This window comes from Spirosoma sp. 48-14, from assembly GCF_001898575.1.
In the GTDB taxonomy this organism is placed as follows: Bacteria; Bacteroidota; Bacteroidia; order Cytophagales; family Spirosomataceae; genus Spirosoma.
Map to the genome: position 1 here is coordinate 588679 of NZ_MKUD01000001.1, position 18864 is coordinate 607542.

Genomic DNA, 18864 nt, shown 5'->3' on the forward strand with positions numbered 1-18864 from the left:
TCCTAGAACAGTTCGTTTAGAAGGCATACTAAATGAACAGCGTTATGAAACGGTTATTGATTGTTGTAAGCTTATTGGCTGCGTCTTTCGGCTGCTCCCCTCGCGTGGCGGTTGATAGCAGTAGTCAAGCGGATTTTAGTAAATATAAAACGTTCGCCTGGATGGACTCAGACGTTAAGGCAGGACAGAATCCGCTCTACTATAATCAGCTGGCTACTGAAAGTGTCGAAAATACGATGAGTGATGTACTACGGCAGAAAGGTCTGACCGAGAGTAACTCGCAACCCGATTTGATAATTGGCTACCATTTCTTCGTAGAAAACAAAACCCGTACCGTTGCCAATCCGACTTCGCCTTTTTATGGTCCTTACCTGGGATGGGGCCGCTGGGGTTATCGCGGATGGGGTCCTGGCTGGTGGGGCTGGGGAGGTACGCAATACACGCAGGAGCAATACCAGGCAGGGACCCTGGTTGTCGATATGGTCGATGCCAGAACACACAAGTTGGTCTGGCGCGGATCGGTTCAAAATGCGGTAGCTGACCCCTCGCGTATTACCGCTCAGCTTACCAAAGAAGCCGAGCGTATTGTCGAAAAATTCCCGGAACGGACTAGTTAATCAATTAACTACTCGCTTTATAAACTGCTGTTGACTGGCTAGTCCGGTCAACAGCAGTTTTTTTATATACGTTTCTGACCAGTTAAAGTATCGATAAACGCCTTTACGTATAAATTCAACGCATGTCCTGTGACTAAAAACAGGCAAAGCGTCTAACTGCGTACCAAGCTCTCCAGTGCCTTAGGTCACCTATAATCGCCCATTCATGACTAGCTATTGCTCTTAACTTGTCGTTCACATGTCGTCCATAAATCTGTTAGAATCAGCCAACAGGTATCTTGACAGCCGCATCGTTAGTCAGGTTAGCAACCTATTGGATGAAAGCCAACAGCACACACAAAAGACATTTGAGGGGGCGCTATCCGCTCTTTTAAGTGGCTTGATTCAAAAATCGTCCGAACCAAGTGGGGCTATTCTAATCATGGATTTACTGGGCGAACTAATGCCGCCAGAGGAAGATGAAATGCTTACCCCCATTGATAACTTAATGAACCAATTAGCTGAATGGCTTATCAATCAGCAGGAATCCAGTAGCGTTATGCAAACGGGAGCAACGCTTGTACAGGGCATTTTTGAAGAAAAAAGCAGGACGTTGACCAACAGACTGGCCGCTTATAGTGGGGTCCGTCAATTCTCGTCTGCCACGATAACGAACCTTACAGCTTCTGTTCTGCTCAGCCTGTTGAGTGAGCAGATGAGCAATGAATACCATGGCCTGTCTGGCTTAACTGATTTGCTCAATAGTCAGGGAGAGTATGTAGCTTCTGCCTTTCCCTCCGGCCTCGGCTCACTACTGGCCAGCGATCCAGAGCTAAACAAGTTGAATGAGTTAATCGATACGGTACCCAGCCCAATACGCTCTGAATCAATTTATAGCGAGGAAGATTCTTCTCCCGGTATGGCTCGCTGGTTACTCTGGCTGCTGGTAGTCTTGGGAGGTATTTCCCTGTCAATTATCATCCGAGCTTACAATTAATATGGTTTATGGTAGCAGATTCAACATAGCTTTTGAATGTGCTACCATAAACCATATATCATAAACCACTTTACCAAAGTTTAGCCGGGTAAGCCCCTTCGTCATGCAGTTTTTTCAGGGCAGCCTGCACCGTTGGCTTATCGTCAGGATAGGTTACCCCAAACCAGGCCGACCGACTACGGAATACTTTACAATGCCCCGTATCGGTTTCGATCAGATTAGTCATCACCGTAGGTATGTAAAACTCAGCCTTTGGTGAGTCGATGTTGGCAATGGCGTAACTCTCAAACTGGTGTTGCACCAGTGGGAATACACTCGGCTTGAAGCCCCAGAAATTCATCGAAACCGGAGTTTCGGGCGATAATGGAGTTAGTCCATCCGCTTCTTCAAAGACAATCTTTGGCTGTTCACCCTTCTCCGTTTCGTAGATTTTCGTCCGCTCGATTACCGAAATCAGGTTGCCATTTTCAGCCACTTCGCAAACACCGCGCGATACCGACCCATTTTCGGAAAGCGTATTCTTAACTTCATAGCCGACCATAGCATGAAGCTCGTCATCCGTATCGGTTGTCAGGAAGTCGCTGATAAGCTGAAACGCTTCGAGGCCATAAAAATCATCGGCATTAATTACCGCAAAAGGTGTTTGCGTATGATTTTTAGCACAGAGCATGGCATGCCCAGTCCCCCAGGGTTTCGTCCGCTTAACAGGGCCAACTTCAGCAGGCACATAGGAGTCGAGTGCCTGAATGGCATAATCTATCTCGATTTTACCGGCCAGCTTCGCGCCAAAAACCTCTTCGAAATCCTGCCGAAGTTCTTCCCGAATAATAAACACAACCTTGCCGAAACCAGCCCGAATTGCATCGAAAAGTGAGTAATCTATGATGGTTTCGCCATTTGGCCCAAACTGATCAAGCTGTTTGATACCTCCGTAGCGGCTACCCATACCAGCCGCCAGAATCAAAAGGGTAGGTTGCATTTCTAGTCGTTAGTTATCTTTTGAGAGAAGGGAATTCCACAAAGATGCTTACCTAAACGATTCAAAGAAGAACGCTGTACATCTCCTTTTCCTCCATGCATCTCTGTGCAAAACCTTATCGCGAATTGAGTTCAGCCCAAAATTAGAAAAAAGGGCTATGTACTATCATCTAAACTGAATTACAACGCACTTTATCCCACAGAACACCATTTAATAGAAATTTTTCTAAACAATATACTATTTAATTTAGTTGTCGTTATAATTGTATGCTAAACAATAGTTGCTACAACAACTAAATATATTTCGAAGAACATGCCTTTTTATCATACCCTCGGCCAGATTCCTCCCAAGCGGCATACGCAGTTCGCTAAGCCCGACGGGCAAGGCTTGTACTACGAACAACTGTTTGGAACCATTGGCTTTGAGGGTATGTCGTCGCTGCTGTACCACGTTCACCGACCGACGATGGTACGTGAAGTGCTCGATAGCGTTGATGTAACGCCAAAACTGGCCGTCGCGAAAAATATGCTGTCGCGGAAGTTGATTGGCTTCACGATCGAACCAGCCGACGATTTTCTGGAAAGCCGGACTCCACTACTGGTTAACAACGATCTGATTTTTGGTCTGGCAGCCCCACGTCAATCGCTGACCAGTTATTTCTACAAAAATGCCGATTCCGATGAACTGCTATTTGTGCATAAAGGCACTGGCCGATTGCGAACGTTGCTGGGAACAATTCCTTTTCAGTATGGCGACTATCTGATTATTCCGCGGGGGATGATTTACCAGATCGAGTTTGATAGCGACAACAACCGATTGTTATATGTTGAATCGCATTCACCGATTTATACCCCCAAACGGTATCGAAATCATTTCGGTCAATTGCTCGAACACGCCCCCTTCTGCGAGCGGGATATTGTACAGCCACGCGATCTTGAAACGCATGATGAAACGGGCGATTTTCTGATCAAAATCAAAAAGCAGGGCGCGCTTCATTCGCTGGTATACGCTTCGCACCCATTCGATGTGGTCGGCTGGGATGGGTACAATTATCCGTATGCCTTCTCCATTTTAAATTTCGAACCCATTACAGGACGCGTTCATCAACCCCCGCCAGTGCATCAGACCTTCCAGACCGATTCGTTTGTCGTCTGTTCGTTTGTGCCCCGGCTGTTCGATTATCATCCACTGGCAATTCCGGCACCTTACAATCATTCCAACATCGACTCCGACGAGGTTATTTATTATGTCGATGGTGATTTTATGAGTCGGAACGACATTGCTCAGGGACACATTACCCTGCATCCCGGTGGTATTCCACACGGCCCGGCACCGGGTGCTATGGAGCGCAGTATTGGCAAGACAGAAACGCAGGAATACGCCGTCATGGTCGATACGTTCCGGCCCCTTATGCTGACCGAACAGGCACTCCGCATTGACGACGGTAAATACTATAAATCATGGCTGGAGTAACGCGGGTGGAAACCCGCGATTTAGCTATAACGTAGCGGGTTTTCACCCGCGCTACAAACATCAACAAACAACTATGGAAACCCTCGAACTCGTAGAACCCCAAACGACTTCTCCAACCAGCCAGGTGGATTTTTTACCCCTCAATGGCACGGATTATCTTGAACTGTACGTAGGCAACGCCCGGCAGTCGGCTCATTATTTCCAGACCGCTTTTGGTTTTCAGCCTGTTGCCCATGCGGGTTTGTCAACAGGATTGCGCGACCGCGAATCGTATGTGGTCCAGCAAGATAAAATCCGACTCGTGCTAACTTCACCCCTACATGACAATAGCGACATAGGCCGCCATATCGACCAGCATGGCGATGGCGTCCGGGTAGTCGCTCTATGGGTCGATGACGCAACCCGGGCTTTTACAGAAACGGTTAACCGGGGAGCCCGGCCATTTATGCAACCTACTCGTGAACAGGATGATACGGGGTACGTTGTCCGTTCAGGCATTCATACCTATGGCGATACGGTGCATATTTTTGTGGAGCGCAACAACTACAAGGGCGTATTTCTGCCGGGCTATGAGACTTGGCAACCTGACTACCATCCAAGCGATGTGGGCTTACAATATGTGGACCATATGGTCGGGAATGTAGGCTGGCACGAGATGAATGTGTGGATGAATTTTTATCACGATGTGATGGGTTTCCAGCAACTCGTTTCGTTCGATGACAAAGATATTTCAACGGAATATACGGCCCTGATGAGCAAGGTAATGAGCAATGGAAACGGTCGCGTCAAATTCCCGATCAACGAACCCGCCGAAGGTAAAAAGAAATCGCAGATTGAAGAGTATCTGGACTTTTATGGCGGACCGGGTGTACAGCACATCGCGGTGGCCACTGACAACATAGTGGAAACGGTACTGGCACTGCGCGAACGGGGAGTTGAGTTCCTGAGCGTACCAAGTTCGTATTACGACGAGCTGGCCCAGCGCGTTGGTAAAATTGACGAAGAAATTGATACCCTACGCCCGTTAGGTATCCTGGCCGACCGCGACGACGAAGGCTACCTGCTTCAGATTTTCACCAAACCCATTTGCCCACGCCCTACGCTTTTCTTCGAAATCATTCAGCGAAAAGGAGCCCGCTCTTTCGGCAAAGGCAACTTCAAAGCCCTCTTCGAAGCCATCGAACGTGAACAAGCCTTACGGGGAACACTTTAACAATGAGTGAAAGAGCGAAAGAGTGAATGAGTGATTCCATTCTATACCCTTCTTTTGCCCCTTCGCTCTTTCATTCTTTCGCTCTTTAAAATGAACCAGACCTATTCCCAGTATACTCCCGACGATCAGGCCGTTTGGCGGCTGTTGTTCGAACGGCAGATGGCCCAGTTGCCCGGTAAGGCAAGTCAGGCGTATCTGGATGGAATTGTTGCGACGGGCTTTCGGGCCGACCGTATACCGGATTTTGAACGGGATTTGAACCCACGATTGAAGGCCCTGACAGATTGGCGGGTTTGCGCTGTTGAAGGATTGATTCCGAACCGGACGTTTTTTGAACTGATGGCCAACCGGAATTTCCCGGCTACAACCTGGCTTCGTCGGCGTGACCAACTGGAGTACCTCCCCGAACCCGATATGTTTCATGATACCTTCGGGCATGTACCCATGCTATCAAATCAGGCGTTCTGTGATTTTCTGGCCGCTCTTAGCCGCATTGCCCTACATCACATCGAGAGCGAAGAAGCGATTGCCATGATTTCCCGACTGTACTGGTATACGGTCGAATTCGGGTTAATTCAGGAAGGCAGCGAACTGCGGATTTATGGCGGGGGAATCCTGTCGTCGCTGGGCGAAACAACGTACAGTTTGTACAGTCCCGTGCCTAAACGCGTGCCGTATAATGTCGAAATCCTGCTCAAAACACCCTATATCATCGACCATTTTCAGGAGCAGTATTTTGTGATCGACAGCTACGAGCAGCTTTATCATTCTGTACCGCAAATTGAATCGGTGCTGGACGAACTCCTGCAAATGAATCGCACGGGCAACCCCGAATGTGTAATGGATAATGTATAATTTTGGACTGCCGATTCAGCTCTTACTTAAATAGAGACTCATAACCAGGCCATTGTACATCGTACATTATTCATTAATCATTAATCGTGACGCATCCATCTGACACGCGTGCTTATTTTTTTAAGATTGATACCACAATCAAGAAGATTCGGAACGCCCTGCAAAAGCAATTCAACGATGCAGGCTTCGATCTAACTGTCGATCAGTGGGTTGTGATTGACCATCTTTATCGAAACCCTGGCATCAGTCAGAATACGATTTCGGAAATAACCACCAAAGATGCGCCGACTGTTACCCGGATTATTGATCTGCTTTCGCAGAAAGGGCTTACCGAACGACGCATGACCGATACGGATCGCCGAAAATTCCTGGTGTACCTGACCGACATGGGAGAGGCCAAATACCATGAAGTTTTACCTGTCGTATCCGCTATGCGACGCAAAGGCTGGGGCGATCTGAGCGACGAAGACTACCAGCATTTCGTCCGAATTATGGATTCGATTTATAGCAATATCAGTGATTGACGTAATGCGGGTGGAAACCCGCGCTTGACAACTACAGTTGCGGGTTTCCACCCGCATTACGCATTACCTATGTACGGCATTTTCAGTTATGGCATTGCTTCGCCCCGCGTCGGGTTCAAACACGGCAATTATGTGCTTGATCTGGAAGTGGTTGGGTTGCTAGGTTATTTCAACGATCTGGCCATTGACCCGGCCGTATTTGCTCAACCGGTACTGAATGCGTTCATCGCCCTGGGGAAGCCTACGCATCTTGCTGTTCGGCAACGACTGAAAGAGCTTTTAGCCGCTGAAGCCCACGCCTTTGCCGATGTGCATGATCAGGTTTTTATTCACCAATCGCGGGTACAGATGCACTTGCCGGTTCGCATTGGCGACTACACTGATTTTTATGCGGGCATCCATCATGCCGAGAATGTAGGGCGTATGTTCCGGCCCAATGCCGAACCGTTGCTATCCAACTATAGGCATATGCCGGTAGCTTACCATGGTCGATCTTCCTCCATCGTGGTATCTGGCACGCCTATTCGCCGACCGAATGGGCAGTTCCTTGGCGATGATAAACAACCCGTTTTCGGACCGTCGCAGAAGCTGGATTTTGAACTGGAACTGGGATTGGTTATTGGAAAATCAAATCCATTGGGCGAACCTATTTCGGTAGCTGAGGCCGAAGATTATATTTTTGGGATTACGCTCTTCAACGACTGGTCGGCCCGTGACATACAGCGGTGGGAGTACCAGCCGCTGGGCCCATTTCTGGGTAAAAATTTTGCCTCCAGTATCTCGGCCTGGGTGGTTCCTTTTGCGGATCTGGAGCCGTTTCGTGTAGCAGGCCCAACGCAGCAACCTACGCCCCTACCCTATCTGCGAAGCCATTACCCGGCTCATTTCGACATTGATCTGGAAATCTGGCTACAACCCGCCGATAGCACCGAAATTTGTATCAGCCGTACTAATACCCGTTATCTTTACTGGAGTTTTGCACAAATGATTGCGCACCATACCGTTAATGGCTGCAACCTGAATGTTGGTGATGTGCTGGCTACGGGTACAATTTCGGGGCCCGAAACGTCGGACCATTTGCCAGGTAGCTACGGTTCACTACTTGAACTAAGCTGGAACGGTGAACATCCGCTGCATATCTCCGAATCTGTAACCCGAACCTTCCTGGTCGATGGCGATCAGGTAACGTTCCGCGCTACAGCTCGAAACAAACATAGTATCATTGAACTTGGTGAAGTAGCAGGTAAACTCTATTCATGAAAACCGTCAACCCCGCCGACTTAGCCCCAAACGAATTTTATCGGTACATGATCGGTACTGTAGGGCCACGGCCCATTGCGTTTGCCAGTACCGTTGATTCGCAAGGCAATGTGAACCTGAGTCCGTTCAGTTTTTTCAATATCGCCGGATACAACCCACCGACGTTGATTTTTATTCCAACCATTAACCGACGTGGACACAAAAAGCACACATTACTCAATCTGGGTGAAGTAGGCGAAGTGGTGATCAATATTGTCAACTATGCGATGGTTGAGCAGATGTCGCTTACTAGTGCCGAATTTGAACGGGGCATCAATGAATTCGAAAAAGGCGGCTTCACAGCCATCCCCTCAGATCGGGTCCGTCCACCCCGCGTTGCCGAATCACCTGCGTCCTACGAATGCCTGGTCCGGCAGATCATTCCGATGAACCAACAGGCCGACTTACCTGGAGCAGGGCATTTAGTCGTCTGCGAAATTGTTATGGCTCATTTTCAGGATACTATTTTCGATGAGGCAGGTCTGATTGATCCTCACCGGATTGATCTGATCGGTCGTATGGGCGGAGACTGGTATGCACGGGCGCAAGGCGACGCCCTATTTGAAGTGACCCGCCCGAAAGTGGGGATTGGCGTTGATCAGCTTCCGGATTCAATTCGAAACAGCGCCATTTTATCCGGCAATGATCTGGGAAAATTGGGCAGTTTTTCGACTCTGCCTACATCAGAGGAAATCAGTACCTATCGGGAATCGGGAATTCTACATGAGTTATTCGAAGAAGCCAGATACGGTTGCCAGTACTTACCCGATTTGCTACACCTTCGGGCTAAAAAATTATTGGCCGATAACAATGTGAAAGACGCCTGGCTGACATTGCTACAACAGGCTTAAATAAATAGAACACAGACTTTTACGATGATTAAGATCTGGGTCAATGATAATCATCATAAAAATCCGTGTTCTATTTATTTGCCAGATAGTCCACCAAATCCTCAATAGTCTTAATCCCCAATTGATTAGCTTGCTCGCGTCGCATCATCAGGCAATAGCTATTGTTAAAGCCTAGCGGCCTCAGCCAATCCAATTGATACTGTTGCTGGAATTGCTGCCGGACATATTGATAAATTGTATCCGATTGCATCGGCAGATGATCCAACACGCTCGCTGAAGGCTGTAAAACCACCAGCAATCCCGTACCTGTGTATTCTGGATAAAAATCAATCGCTCCAGTTCGCAAGGCATCGAAACAGATTTGAGTGCCTCCCAGCCCCGTTTTGGTAACGACCCGAAGTTGTGTATGTCCTTCGATCAATTGCCGGTACATTTCGGCCAGAATGTATTGCTCCGTAAATACTTTCGAACCCATCACAACCGTTTCATCGCGTTCGCCCGGTTGTGGCGGTTTGAATAAGCCAATCTGGTTTAAAAAATTACGCGCCACAGCCTCCGTCGACTGCTTTTGATAATCGACCTGATAATTCAGTGCTGTCATAACCGAATCAGTCAACTGACCAGCCAGCCGATTCAAGATTTGCCCTAACGCTGGGAAACGATTCAATGTTGTCTGTCGAATAACCGGGGCCGCATCGTAGGGTGGAAAGGCATACCGATTATCGGTCAATACCAGCAGATCATACGCTTTAATTCGTCCATCGGTCGAGTAACCACTAATGATATCGACTTGGCCCCGATGAATGGCTTCATACATCAGGTTCTGATCGATCAGGCGCGGGCGAAGGGTCAGACCGTACGTTTTCTGTAAACCAGGGTAGCCATCGGCCCGACCGTAAAACTCATGCGCGAATCCGGCCACCAACTTGTCCTGCTGACCCGATAGCCAGTAAAAAGCGGATAAAAACGGCACAAGTAGTACAAAAACCAATGCACCAACGCGAAGCTTCCGTACCGACAATCGCTGCAATCGGGCGAGAGCCGCATCGAAACCAACCGCTAATAAGGCTGCCGGAATAGCACCCGACAGCATCATATTTACATTGCTAAGGGCAATACCGCTAAAAATAAATTCACCCAATCCACCGGCAGCCACATAAGCTGCCAGCGTAGCTACCCCTACATTTATGACCGTTGCGGTCCGAACTCCCGCGAAAATCACAGGCAGGGCAAGCGGTAACTCCACTTTTGTTAATACCTGCCCATCGGTCATGCCAATACCACGAGCGGCCTCTTTCACCGACGCATCCACTTCCTTAATGCCTACATATGTATTTCGGATTATAGGCAGAAGCGCATACAGAAAAAGCGCCATCAGTGCGGGGCCAACCCCGATACCTAAAACTGGAATCAGGAAACCAAGTAAGGCCACGCTAGGAACCGTTTGTAACACACCGGCAATACCTAATACGCTACCGGCTAATCGTGAGCGACGCGAAATGAGGATACCCAGCGGCACCCCCAACAACAGAGCCAGGAATAAAGACACAGCCGTTAGGCCGATATGCGTCAGCGTTTGCTCCAGCAATTTATCGGCATGCTCCCGAACAAACGTCACGAAATCAGTCATGCAAACGGTGGGGTTTATCGTCCATAAAATCCCGAACGAAATCAGAGACAGGTGATTTCAGCAACGTATCGGGCGTACCTATCTGCACAATCTGCCCAGCATCCATCAGGGCAATGCGGTCGGCCAGTTCCAGCGCTTCATTCACATCATGAGTCACCAGCACCACCGTTGTTTCGCGTAACTCATTCAGGCCGAATAATTCCCGACGAACCTGCCGACGTGTAAAAGGGTCAAGGGCGCCAAACGGCTCATCCATCAGCACAACAGGTGGCCGAACCGCCAATGCCCTCGCCAACCCCACCCGCTGACGCTGGCCCCCACTCAACTCGGCAGGATACCTAGACAACAGCGTTTGAGGTAGCCGCAGTTTATCAATCAATTCGCGAATACGTTCCTGAATAGTTTCTGGTTGCCAGCCAAGTAAGTTAGGGACGGTTGCAATGGCTTCGGCAACTGTATAATGCGGAAATAATCCTCCATCCTGAATAACATACCCAATCCGTCGCCGAAGTTCGAAAGCAGGCTGTTTCCTCACATCAACTCCACCCAAGCTGATTGAACCACTGGTCGGTTCGATCAGCCGATTAATCATTTTGAGTGTAGTGGTTTTGCCGCATCCACTCGTGCCTAATAAAACCAGTGTTTCGCCCTTCGCAACGTTGATCGAGAGATCAAAAACGGCCGTGTGTGTAGCAAACTGTTTGGTGAGGTTCCGAATCTCGATCATGTAGTAGAGCCAGCTTTATATACGTGGATTCGTCAACACTTGTGGCTTAATCACTGGATAGTCGTACATCCAATAAATAACTTTCATAAAAGCTCTACCAAAGCACCCACTTCACAGCAGGCGCCTTTTTTTAGTATTAGAAGTGGGAATGGCGGACGCATACTTTTTTATGTGTCCGCCATTCCCACTTCTAATACTAAACCTTACAGATCACGGGCTTTAACCCGAATGGGTTTTCCATCTCGCTCAATTACCAACGAATCATCTTCCCGTTTTGCCTTTTCTATCAACCGTTTATGAGCAAGTCGAAAACCTTGCATAATTTTCTCAGCCATGTCCTCCTTCTTTGTTTCCGTTTCCATACTTATTCTTCAACGAATTCCATAATACTAAGTTCTGTATTGTCTCACTGGCCAATATGCCGCCTTTTGCCACTTCGATAGGTTCTTCACCGCTATTATTGACGATCAGAAAGAAATCACAAATAGGCAGATACAGCGAAAACAAGTTCATTAATGCCCGCTCGTACCTACGATGAACAACGTCAGTCGGGATATGGTGTCCACCCATTGATACTCTTTTGGCCACTCGGCTAACAGCTAACTCCGCCGAAGATAAATATATAAAAATAAGCGTAACCTGATAACCAGTCCTCTTCGCTCGTTGAATCATTTGCACATACGAACGCGTGGACAGAGTTGTCTCAATAGCAAAATCGACATGTTGATACATAAGTTGTTCAATCCGATTTAGCATAATACGTCCGGCTTCAAACGCAACGTCTTCAACGTTGAATGGAGATAATCCTCTTGCTATCTCATCCGCATTAACAAACTCCCGAACATGTAAGACTTCGGGCAACAGTGTATAGGCAGTTGTTGTTTTCCCGGCTCCATTAGGTCCAGCCAGAATATACAGGTTCGGCATAGGTGCTAGTCCGTTTCTTCGAGCGTAAAGATATGCTCAACCGGTTTACCGAAAACCTGCGCCAGTTTTAGGGCCAATATCGTCGACGGTACGTAACGCCCTGCTTCAATGGAGTTGATCGTTTGGCGGCTCACCCCAATCCGATCAGCCAGATCAGCCTGCGACAGACTTTGCTCGGCTCGTTCAACTTTCAGTCGATTTTTCATAACGTACGATCGTGCTGCCAGACATGAGCCAGCGAAAGCGAATGATAAATACCAGCAACACCGTGAACATGTTGTAAATCATGACATTAAAGAATGCGCCATCATAAAATAACAAAATAGCAATGGCCAAAATAATATAGTTAGCATACACACTCCATTGTAATGACTCAAGTCGAAGCTGACTAATCATTTCGTCTTCCGTTTTCTCGCGCGAGAAAGCAATCAATAGAAGCCCTATAATAACGCCTATCGCTCCTACTTCATCAGTCATGTTATCGCTATTGAAGAAAGCACTCAGGCTATAGTTTTTTTCCTGGGCTAACTCCTTCTTGTTGAAGAGCGCTCCAACCAACGAAAAGATATTAAAATCAGCATATAGAGCAGCCAGCCCAAGAGTAGCTGACGGTACAAAAATCAACCAGCCAATCAGGCGGTATGAATGCGGAAAAAGCCACTTCGTTTTCATTAGCGTGTAAAGTTTGTTTTACACAACAAACGTAAAACGGATTTTCCATATTGTAAAATAAACTTTACATACCAGTAAAAAAATTATGAAATACACAGGATTTCTAAATCAAGGTGAAAATGAAGGATTTTGTCCTTACGACCGTAGGGAGTAGCCTTGAGATTCCTCCTTACAGTCGGAAGGACAAAAAAGAAGCTTTAGAAAATCATGAATAAATTACAGCTTAAATAGCTGGTTCATGAGTACCCATTTTTCGCCGGGTTTGGCCATAGGTAGGGCTTGTTGGTAAGACCACATCAACGTCTCCCACTCTTGCACTTTTGGGTTGGCGGCATCGGCAGCCGCTTTGGCATCAAACGAGAAGGTTTCGTCGGTCTCCATAATCATGAACAATCGATTACCAATCCGGTAAATCTCCATATCGGTAATGCCCGACTCACGAATACTCGCTTCGATTTCGGGGCGGAGACGCTCATGGTAACGTTCGTATTCAGCAATCAGCGTAGGGTCATCTTTCAGATCAAGGGCAAAACAATAGCGCATCAGAACCAGGATTAAACAGATTGATGGATTAAATAGATTTTGTTTTCGACAAAGGAAATGAACAAAATCTGTTTAATCCATCAATCGGCTAAATCCCGGTTCCTGGTTCCGACTTACGGTACATATGTTTCCAATACGGTCATATCGCCATCGGGTACGAGCGTTACGTTATTGATGGATGCCGGAATCAGGGCGCACTGGCCCATTTTGAGCGATACACTGTAGCCGCCGGTTGTTTCGATGGTTAAGCCACCCGCCACGCAGATCAGGATAACGAACGAGTCAATATGCGTATAATCGTGCGCCACTTCCTGATTGAAATTCAGCACATTCGTTACAAAATAGTCGCTTTTTACTGCGTTGACGCTTTCGTTAAGTTTCTTGTCGTACTGGGTTTTATATTGACCGTAATAGTGATAATCAATGGCATCGACGGCCTGTTCTGTATGGAGTTCGCGTTTTTTGCCCGTCGTAGCATCTACCCGGTCGAAGTCGTAAATTCGGTACGTTGTATCGGACGTCTGCTGAATTTCAGCCAGCAATAACCCTTTCCCAATGTAATGAACCCGACCCGCAGGCAGGAAGAATACATCACCAGGTTGAGCGGTTTCGATATTGAGCAAATCCTGAATGGTATTATCCTCAACGGCTTTCACATATTCATCTTTCGTTACCTCCCGATTGAAACCGGAGTTCAGTTTTGCCCCTTCATCGGCCTGCATGATGTACCACATCTCGGTTTTGCCGAAGCCCGTTCCACGCTCCTTCGCCAGCGCATCGTCTGGATGTACCTGAATCGACAGATCGTCGTTGGCATCAATGAATTTAATCAATAGTGGAAAGCGGTTTCCGTATTGCGCGTAGACATGTTCGCCAACCAGTTTTTCCTTGTATTGCTCGACCAGCTCGTGCAGCGATTTCCCTTGTAAGCTACCTTCCTTCACAATCGATTCATTCCCCTCTACATCCGATACTTCCCAGGTTTCACCACAATTGGGCAGTGGCGAAAAGTCTTTATCAAGAATGGTTTTGATTTTCTGTCCCCCCCAGATCTTGTCTTTATAAATCGTTTCGAAGGTTAGCGGATACAACATGAGTAGCGATTAATGGCTAAATGATACATCAAATAATTAACCGGCAAGGTACAGCATTTGTTGCTCGGGGGCAATTACCCATCCTAGAGGCAAAAATTTATCTATTAACAGGTAGATAAGCCCCAGCAGCTCGTTTATGAGAAATAGACAATAAGCATCTGAATAACCGGGGATTACCCCATTATCAAACGTCCGCTTTAGTTCATATTACAAAGCGGCTATTATAGATCGGCATGAAACCCTATTGGTTAGTTGGTATTCTGGGGGCACTTGTAGTAGCAGCTTTTACGGTACGCGGACTTTTCACAACCGAGAAGATTAGCTATAACCAGCACATTCGCCCGATTTTCAATGCCAAATGCATTACCTGTCATGGTGGCATTAAACAAAGCGGTGGTTTCAGTCTGTTGTTTCGTGAAGATGCATTAGGAAAGGCCAAGTCGGGGAAGTACGCTATTGTACCGGGCCACGCCGACGAATCGGAACTGATAAAACGGCTGGTGATCGATGATCCTGAACTGCGAATGCCACTTGAGCATGAACCCCTGACGAAGCAGGAAATCGACCTCATTAGCAACTGGATTGATCAGGGTGCCGAATGGGAAGACCACTGGGCCTACATCCCTCCTGACCGTAGCATTACCCCGCCCAACACAGGCGACTCCTTTGCTAAAAACGGGATTGATCGTTTCGTTTACGAACGATTGCAACAGGAAGGACTTAGCCCCTCGCCCGAAGCCGATAGAGCCACGCTGCTGCGTCGGGTGAGCCTGGATCTGACCGGACTACCGCCCACAACTCAGCAAGCGGCCGAATTTATGGCGGATAAATCACCGAATGCTTACGAAAAACTGGTCGATAAGCTCATTCAATCGCCCCATTTTGGCGAACGTTGGGCATCGATGTGGCTCGATCTGGCCCGGTATGCCGACTCCAAAGGGTACGAAAAAGACCTTGAACGAAGCATCTGGCTCTACCGCGACTGGGTCATTCGGGCGTTTAATCAGGATATGCCGTTTGACCGATTTACAGTCGAGCAACTGGCAGGCGATCTGTTACCGGCGAAGGATGCCCCAACCGCCGATAACCACCTGATTGCAACGGCCTTTCACCGGAATACAATGTCGAACGATGAAGGTGGGACCAACGATGAGGAATTCCGAAACATGGCCCTGATCGACCGGGTGAGTACAACCTGGGAGGTTTGGCAGGGGACGACAATGGCCTGTGTACAATGCCACAGCCACCCCTATGACCCCATCCGGCATGAAGAGTTCTACAAGTTTTTTGCCTATTTCAACAATAGTCAGGATGCCGATCTGTACAACGAAAAACCGAAACTGTACACCTTTACCCCCGAAAACGAACAAAAAGTAAAGGGGTTAATGACCTGGATCCAAACGCTGTCCAACAATCCAGTCGTTCAGTCACTCCATCGCCCGTTGAACCTGAATCTACAGCGTCAGGATTTACTGAGCCAGCTCGGTTACCGAAAAATTGAGGCCGAAGATTTCGACAGCACCAGCCGACACATTGAGCTATACGACAACCAGACCACCATTATGCAGACCACCGAAGGGGCTTTCTGCTCATATAATGATGTGGACTTAACCAACGTATCGAACATAGTTTACCGCTATACGACTTCGTTTCCGTCCTTCGTTGAACTGCACCTCGACCGGCCTGATGGCCCACTCATCAGCCGCGCCCATGTTCCAGCTACTCAGGAAGGTGATCCAGGAGCCTGGTACAAGTGGAAAACCTTTGGCACGTTCCGGGCACCTATCCAAAAAACGGTAGGTCGGCACGCGCTTTTTGTTGTGTTTCATAAGGACAAAGAGTTTCGGAGCGACTTGCTCCATATGGACTGGCTTCAGCTTGAGGTCGAAAACGCGCCTATCAATCGCAATCAAACGCTACGTAAGCTGGTCGATTCACTGGCTTTAATTCCGGCCACCGGCACACCAGTCATTCTCGAACGACCTGCGAGTCGAAGCCGGAAAACGAACGTTTTCATTCGGGGTAACTGGCTTACCAAAGGGAAGCAGGTCAACCCCGATGTTCCCCACTCGATTCGTAGGGAAGCCGGACAATTGGTAGACAATCGGTTAGCTATGGCCCGCTGGATGGTCAGTCAAAATAATCCGCTTACGGCGCGGGTGATGGTCAATCGGTTTTGGGAGCAGCTTTTCGGGTATGGATTAGTGGAAACGCTGGAAGATTTCGGTACGATGGGTGCCAAACCGACCCACCCGGAACTGCTTGATTGGCTGGCCGTGCGGTTTCAGGATGAGTACAAATGGAGTGTAAAAAAACTCCTGCGCGACATGGTGCTTTCGGCTACTTATCGGCAATCGGCTGTGGTTTCGCCCGAACTCCAGAAAAAAGACCCCCGTAATCTCCTGCTGGCTCGCGGCCCCCGCGTTCGCCTGACAGCCGAACAAATCCGCGATCAGGCACTAGCCGTCAGTGGTTTGCTCAATAATAAACTGTACGGCCCCAGTGTCCGACCGTTTAACCCAACCAATGGGTCCTGGAAAGATGAACAACCCGACAATCGCCATCGCCGGGCTTTGTACACCTTCTGGCAGCGCACCAATCCGTATCCGTCGATGGTCACGTTCGATACGCCCCAACGAAACCTTTGTGTATCCCGGCGCGTGCGGACGAATACCCCGTTGCAGGCACTGATTACACTGAACGATACGGTTTATACGGAAGCAGCGCATGGCCTGGCTTCGCTCATGAGTCATCAGAAAGGCGATTTATCCAGAAAGCTCACGTCTGGCTATGAACAAATTATGTATCGTAAACCGTCGGACGAAAAGCTGGCCTTGCTGGAAAAATTTTATCTGGATGCACTCCATCTGAATACGCAAAAAAAGCAATCCAAAACCATCCCGTCAACGCAACCACCTGAGTTCGGTGCGCTATCGATGGTGGCGAATGTGCTGTTGAACCTGGACGAAACACTAACCAAATGAAACGACTTACGCTCTTCGATGAGGCCGTATTGAATCAGGCAACGTTCAACACAAGACGGCATTTTCTGAAACAGTGTACATCGGGTTTAGGCTCGCTGGCGATGCTGTCGTTGCTGGATAGTTGTGGGTTGGGCAGTTCGCCAACCACCAACGAAAATCCGCTGAAGCCGATTAGTCCAATTCAGTCGCCCAAAGCAAAGCGGGTATTGTTTATGCACATGGAAGGAGCACCTTCGCAACTGGAACTGTTTGATTATAAACCCGACCTGGCCAAACTCGACGGACAACTCTGCCCTCCCTCGTTGCTGGAAGGCAAACGGTTCGCATTCATTAAAGGCGTTCCGAAAATGCTGGGGCCGCAGTCCTGCTTTGAGCAGCATGGCCAATCGGGGGCGTGGCTGTCTGACTATTTTCAGCACTGGCCCAAGATTGTTGATGAGCTTACCTTTCTGAAAGCGATGCACACCGACGAGTTCAATCATGCACCCGCTCAGCTGTTTATGCACACGGGTAGTCCACGGTTGGGCCGCCCAAGCCTGGGCGCTTGGGTTACGTATGGGCTAGGCTCCGAAAACCAGAACCTGCCGGGCTATGTGGTGCTGGTATCGGGTCAGGAGCCTAGTGCAGGCAAATCAGTTTGGGGTAGTGGGTTTCTGCCTACGGTATATCAGGGCGTACAATGCCGTTCCATGGGTGAGCCTGTGCTCTATATCAAAAACCCGGCGGAGGTTAGTGATTCGCTTCGCAAAAAATCCATCGACGTCATCAACCAGATCAACGAACTGGAGCATCAGGAAATCGGTGACCCCGAAATTCTGAGCCGGATTTCGCAGTATGAACTGGCCTATCGGATGCAATCGGAAGTTCCCGAAACGATGGATATTACCGATGAACCTCAATGGGTACAGGACTGGTATGGTGCCAAACCGGGCGCAGCTTCCTTTGCCAACAATTGCCTGCTGGCCCGTAAACTGCTGGAAAAAGGGGTTCGATTTGTTCAGCTCTTCGACCGACGCTGGGATTCGCACGGCACCGACGCGGGCAGTGGTGTTGACGAAGGTCTGCGCCGAAATATTCAGGTTATCGACAAGCCTATTACGGCACTGATTCAGGATTTGAAACAACGCGGTCTGCTCGACGACACGTTAGTGGTCTGGGGTGGCGAATTTGGCCGGACGCCCATGATGGAAAACCGGGCGGGGGATAATAATTCACCGTTTAAAGGGCGCGATCACCATATCGACGCGTTTACTATGTGGATGGCGGGTGGTGGTATTAAAGCTGGCTATTCCCACGGCGAAACCGACGAAATTGGTTATTATGGCGTTCGCAACAAAACCCACATTCACGATTTACAGGCCACAATTTTGCACGTACTGGGTTTCAACCACGAGAAATTTACGTTCCCCTTCCAGGGGCGCAACTTCCGGCTTACCGACGTACATGGCAAAGTTATTCACGATATTCTTGCCTAAACTGACCCAGCACCTGCACTGATAA

The 18864-nt window shown here is 48.5% G+C and carries 19 protein-coding genes; 10 read left to right on the forward strand and 9 right to left on the reverse strand.

The genetic code is table 11. The annotated features are described in order from the left end of the window. Nucleotides 1–44 precede the first annotated feature (44 nt). Nucleotides 45–617, forward strand: a complete 573-nt coding sequence (locus BGO59_RS02320) for a DUF4136 domain-containing protein (protein WP_293679821.1) — start codon at nt 45–47, stop codon at nt 615–617. Nucleotides 618–855: 238 nt separating this feature from the next. After that, nucleotides 856–1593: a DUF937 domain-containing protein gene (locus tag BGO59_RS02325; protein ID WP_293679823.1), complete on the forward strand. Its 738-nt coding sequence runs from the start codon at nt 856–858 to the stop codon at nt 1591–1593. A gap of 70 nt (nt 1594–1663) precedes the next feature. Here the strand turns inward: BGO59_RS02325 and BGO59_RS02330 are convergent, their stop codons facing one another. Then, nucleotides 1664–2572 (reverse strand): sugar phosphate nucleotidyltransferase, encoded by a 909-nt coding sequence (locus BGO59_RS02330; protein ID WP_293679825.1) that lies wholly within the window; start codon nt 2570–2572, stop codon nt 1664–1666. 312 nt (nt 2573–2884) lie between these two features. On the opposite strand from BGO59_RS02330, the gene BGO59_RS02335 reads away from it, so the two are divergent. The 6 genes from BGO59_RS02335 to BGO59_RS02360 all read left to right on the forward strand — a co-directional run bounded on the left by BGO59_RS02335 (nt 2885) and on the right by BGO59_RS02360 (nt 8787). Further along, complete coding sequence (locus tag BGO59_RS02335; RefSeq protein ID WP_293679827.1) at nt 2885–4045, forward strand: homogentisate 1,2-dioxygenase; 1161 nt, start codon at nt 2885–2887, stop codon at nt 4043–4045. A 73-nt stretch (nt 4046–4118) separates the two neighbouring features. Then, the gene (gene hppD, locus BGO59_RS02340; protein ID WP_293679830.1) at nt 4119–5258 is read left to right on the forward strand and encodes a 4-hydroxyphenylpyruvate dioxygenase; all 1140 of its coding nucleotides are present in this window, start codon (nt 4119–4121) and stop codon (nt 5256–5258) included. A gap of 90 nt (nt 5259–5348) precedes the next feature. Continuing rightward, nucleotides 5349–6113, forward strand: a complete 765-nt coding sequence (gene phhA / locus BGO59_RS02345) for a phenylalanine 4-monooxygenase (RefSeq protein WP_293679832.1) — start codon at nt 5349–5351, stop codon at nt 6111–6113. Between the two features lie 86 nt (nt 6114–6199). Then, nucleotides 6200–6637: a MarR family winged helix-turn-helix transcriptional regulator gene (locus BGO59_RS02350; RefSeq protein ID WP_293679835.1), complete on the forward strand. Its 438-nt coding sequence runs from the start codon at nt 6200–6202 to the stop codon at nt 6635–6637. Nucleotides 6638–6661: 24 nt separating this feature from the next. Further along, nucleotides 6662–7897: a fumarylacetoacetase gene (fahA, locus tag BGO59_RS02355; RefSeq protein WP_367120173.1), complete on the forward strand. Its 1236-nt coding sequence runs from the start codon at nt 6662–6664 to the stop codon at nt 7895–7897. Further along, complete coding sequence (locus BGO59_RS02360; RefSeq protein WP_293679838.1) at nt 7894–8787, forward strand: flavin reductase family protein; 894 nt, start codon at nt 7894–7896, stop codon at nt 8785–8787. The genes fahA and BGO59_RS02360 overlap by 4 nt, the downstream gene beginning before the upstream one ends. Nucleotides 8788–8857: 70 nt before the next feature. On the opposite strand, the gene BGO59_RS02365 is transcribed toward BGO59_RS02360, so the two are convergent. From BGO59_RS02365 to BGO59_RS02400, 8 genes are all read right to left on the reverse strand, one after another. After that, a complete protein-coding gene (locus BGO59_RS02365) occupies nt 8858–10417 on the reverse strand; it encodes an ABC transporter permease/substrate-binding protein (RefSeq protein ID WP_293679841.1) in 1560 nt (519 codons plus the stop codon). Then, nucleotides 10410–11144 carry an ABC transporter ATP-binding protein gene (locus BGO59_RS02370; RefSeq protein ID WP_293679843.1) on the reverse strand — a complete coding sequence of 245 codons (735 nt, stop codon included), beginning with the start codon at nt 11142–11144 and terminating at the stop codon, nt 10410–10412. Before BGO59_RS02370 ends, BGO59_RS02365 begins: the two co-directional genes overlap by 8 nt. A 203-nt stretch (nt 11145–11347) precedes the next feature. Further along, the gene (locus tag BGO59_RS02375) at nt 11348–11479 is read right to left on the reverse strand and encodes a hypothetical protein (RefSeq protein WP_293679846.1); all 132 of its coding nucleotides are present in this window, start codon (nt 11477–11479) and stop codon (nt 11348–11350) included. Then, complete coding sequence (locus BGO59_RS02380) at nt 11472–12071, reverse strand: zeta toxin family protein (RefSeq protein WP_293679849.1); 600 nt, start codon at nt 12069–12071, stop codon at nt 11472–11474. The genes BGO59_RS02375 and BGO59_RS02380 overlap by 8 nt, the downstream gene beginning before the upstream one ends. A 5-nt stretch (nt 12072–12076) precedes the next feature. Further along, entirely contained in the window at nt 12077–12277 is a 201-nt protein-coding gene (locus BGO59_RS02385; RefSeq protein WP_293679851.1) for a helix-turn-helix transcriptional regulator, read from the reverse strand. Next, nucleotides 12255–12743: a hypothetical protein gene (locus tag BGO59_RS02390; RefSeq protein ID WP_293679854.1), complete on the reverse strand. Its 489-nt coding sequence runs from the start codon at nt 12741–12743 to the stop codon at nt 12255–12257. The genes BGO59_RS02385 and BGO59_RS02390 overlap by 23 nt, the downstream gene beginning before the upstream one ends. Before the next feature lie 216 nt (nt 12744–12959). Continuing rightward, nucleotides 12960–13286 (reverse strand): L-rhamnose mutarotase, encoded by a 327-nt coding sequence (locus BGO59_RS02395; protein WP_293679856.1) that lies wholly within the window; start codon nt 13284–13286, stop codon nt 12960–12962. A gap of 113 nt (nt 13287–13399) precedes the next feature. Further along, nucleotides 13400–14380 carry a type I phosphomannose isomerase catalytic subunit gene (locus tag BGO59_RS02400; protein WP_293679859.1) on the reverse strand — a complete coding sequence of 327 codons (981 nt, stop codon included), beginning with the start codon at nt 14378–14380 and terminating at the stop codon, nt 13400–13402. Nucleotides 14381–14613: 233 nt separating this feature from the next. Here BGO59_RS02400 and BGO59_RS02405 point away from each other — a divergent pair, with 233 nt between their 5' ends. Together BGO59_RS02405 and BGO59_RS02410 are read left to right on the forward strand one after the other, a co-directional pair. Beyond that, the gene (locus BGO59_RS02405) at nt 14614–17364 is read left to right on the forward strand and encodes a DUF1553 domain-containing protein (protein ID WP_293679861.1); all 2751 of its coding nucleotides are present in this window, start codon (nt 14614–14616) and stop codon (nt 17362–17364) included. After that, nucleotides 17361–18839, forward strand: a complete 1479-nt coding sequence (locus BGO59_RS02410; protein ID WP_293679864.1) for a DUF1501 domain-containing protein — start codon at nt 17361–17363, stop codon at nt 18837–18839. The genes BGO59_RS02405 and BGO59_RS02410 overlap by 4 nt, the downstream gene beginning before the upstream one ends. The last annotated feature ends 25 nt before the right edge of the window (nt 18840–18864 follow it).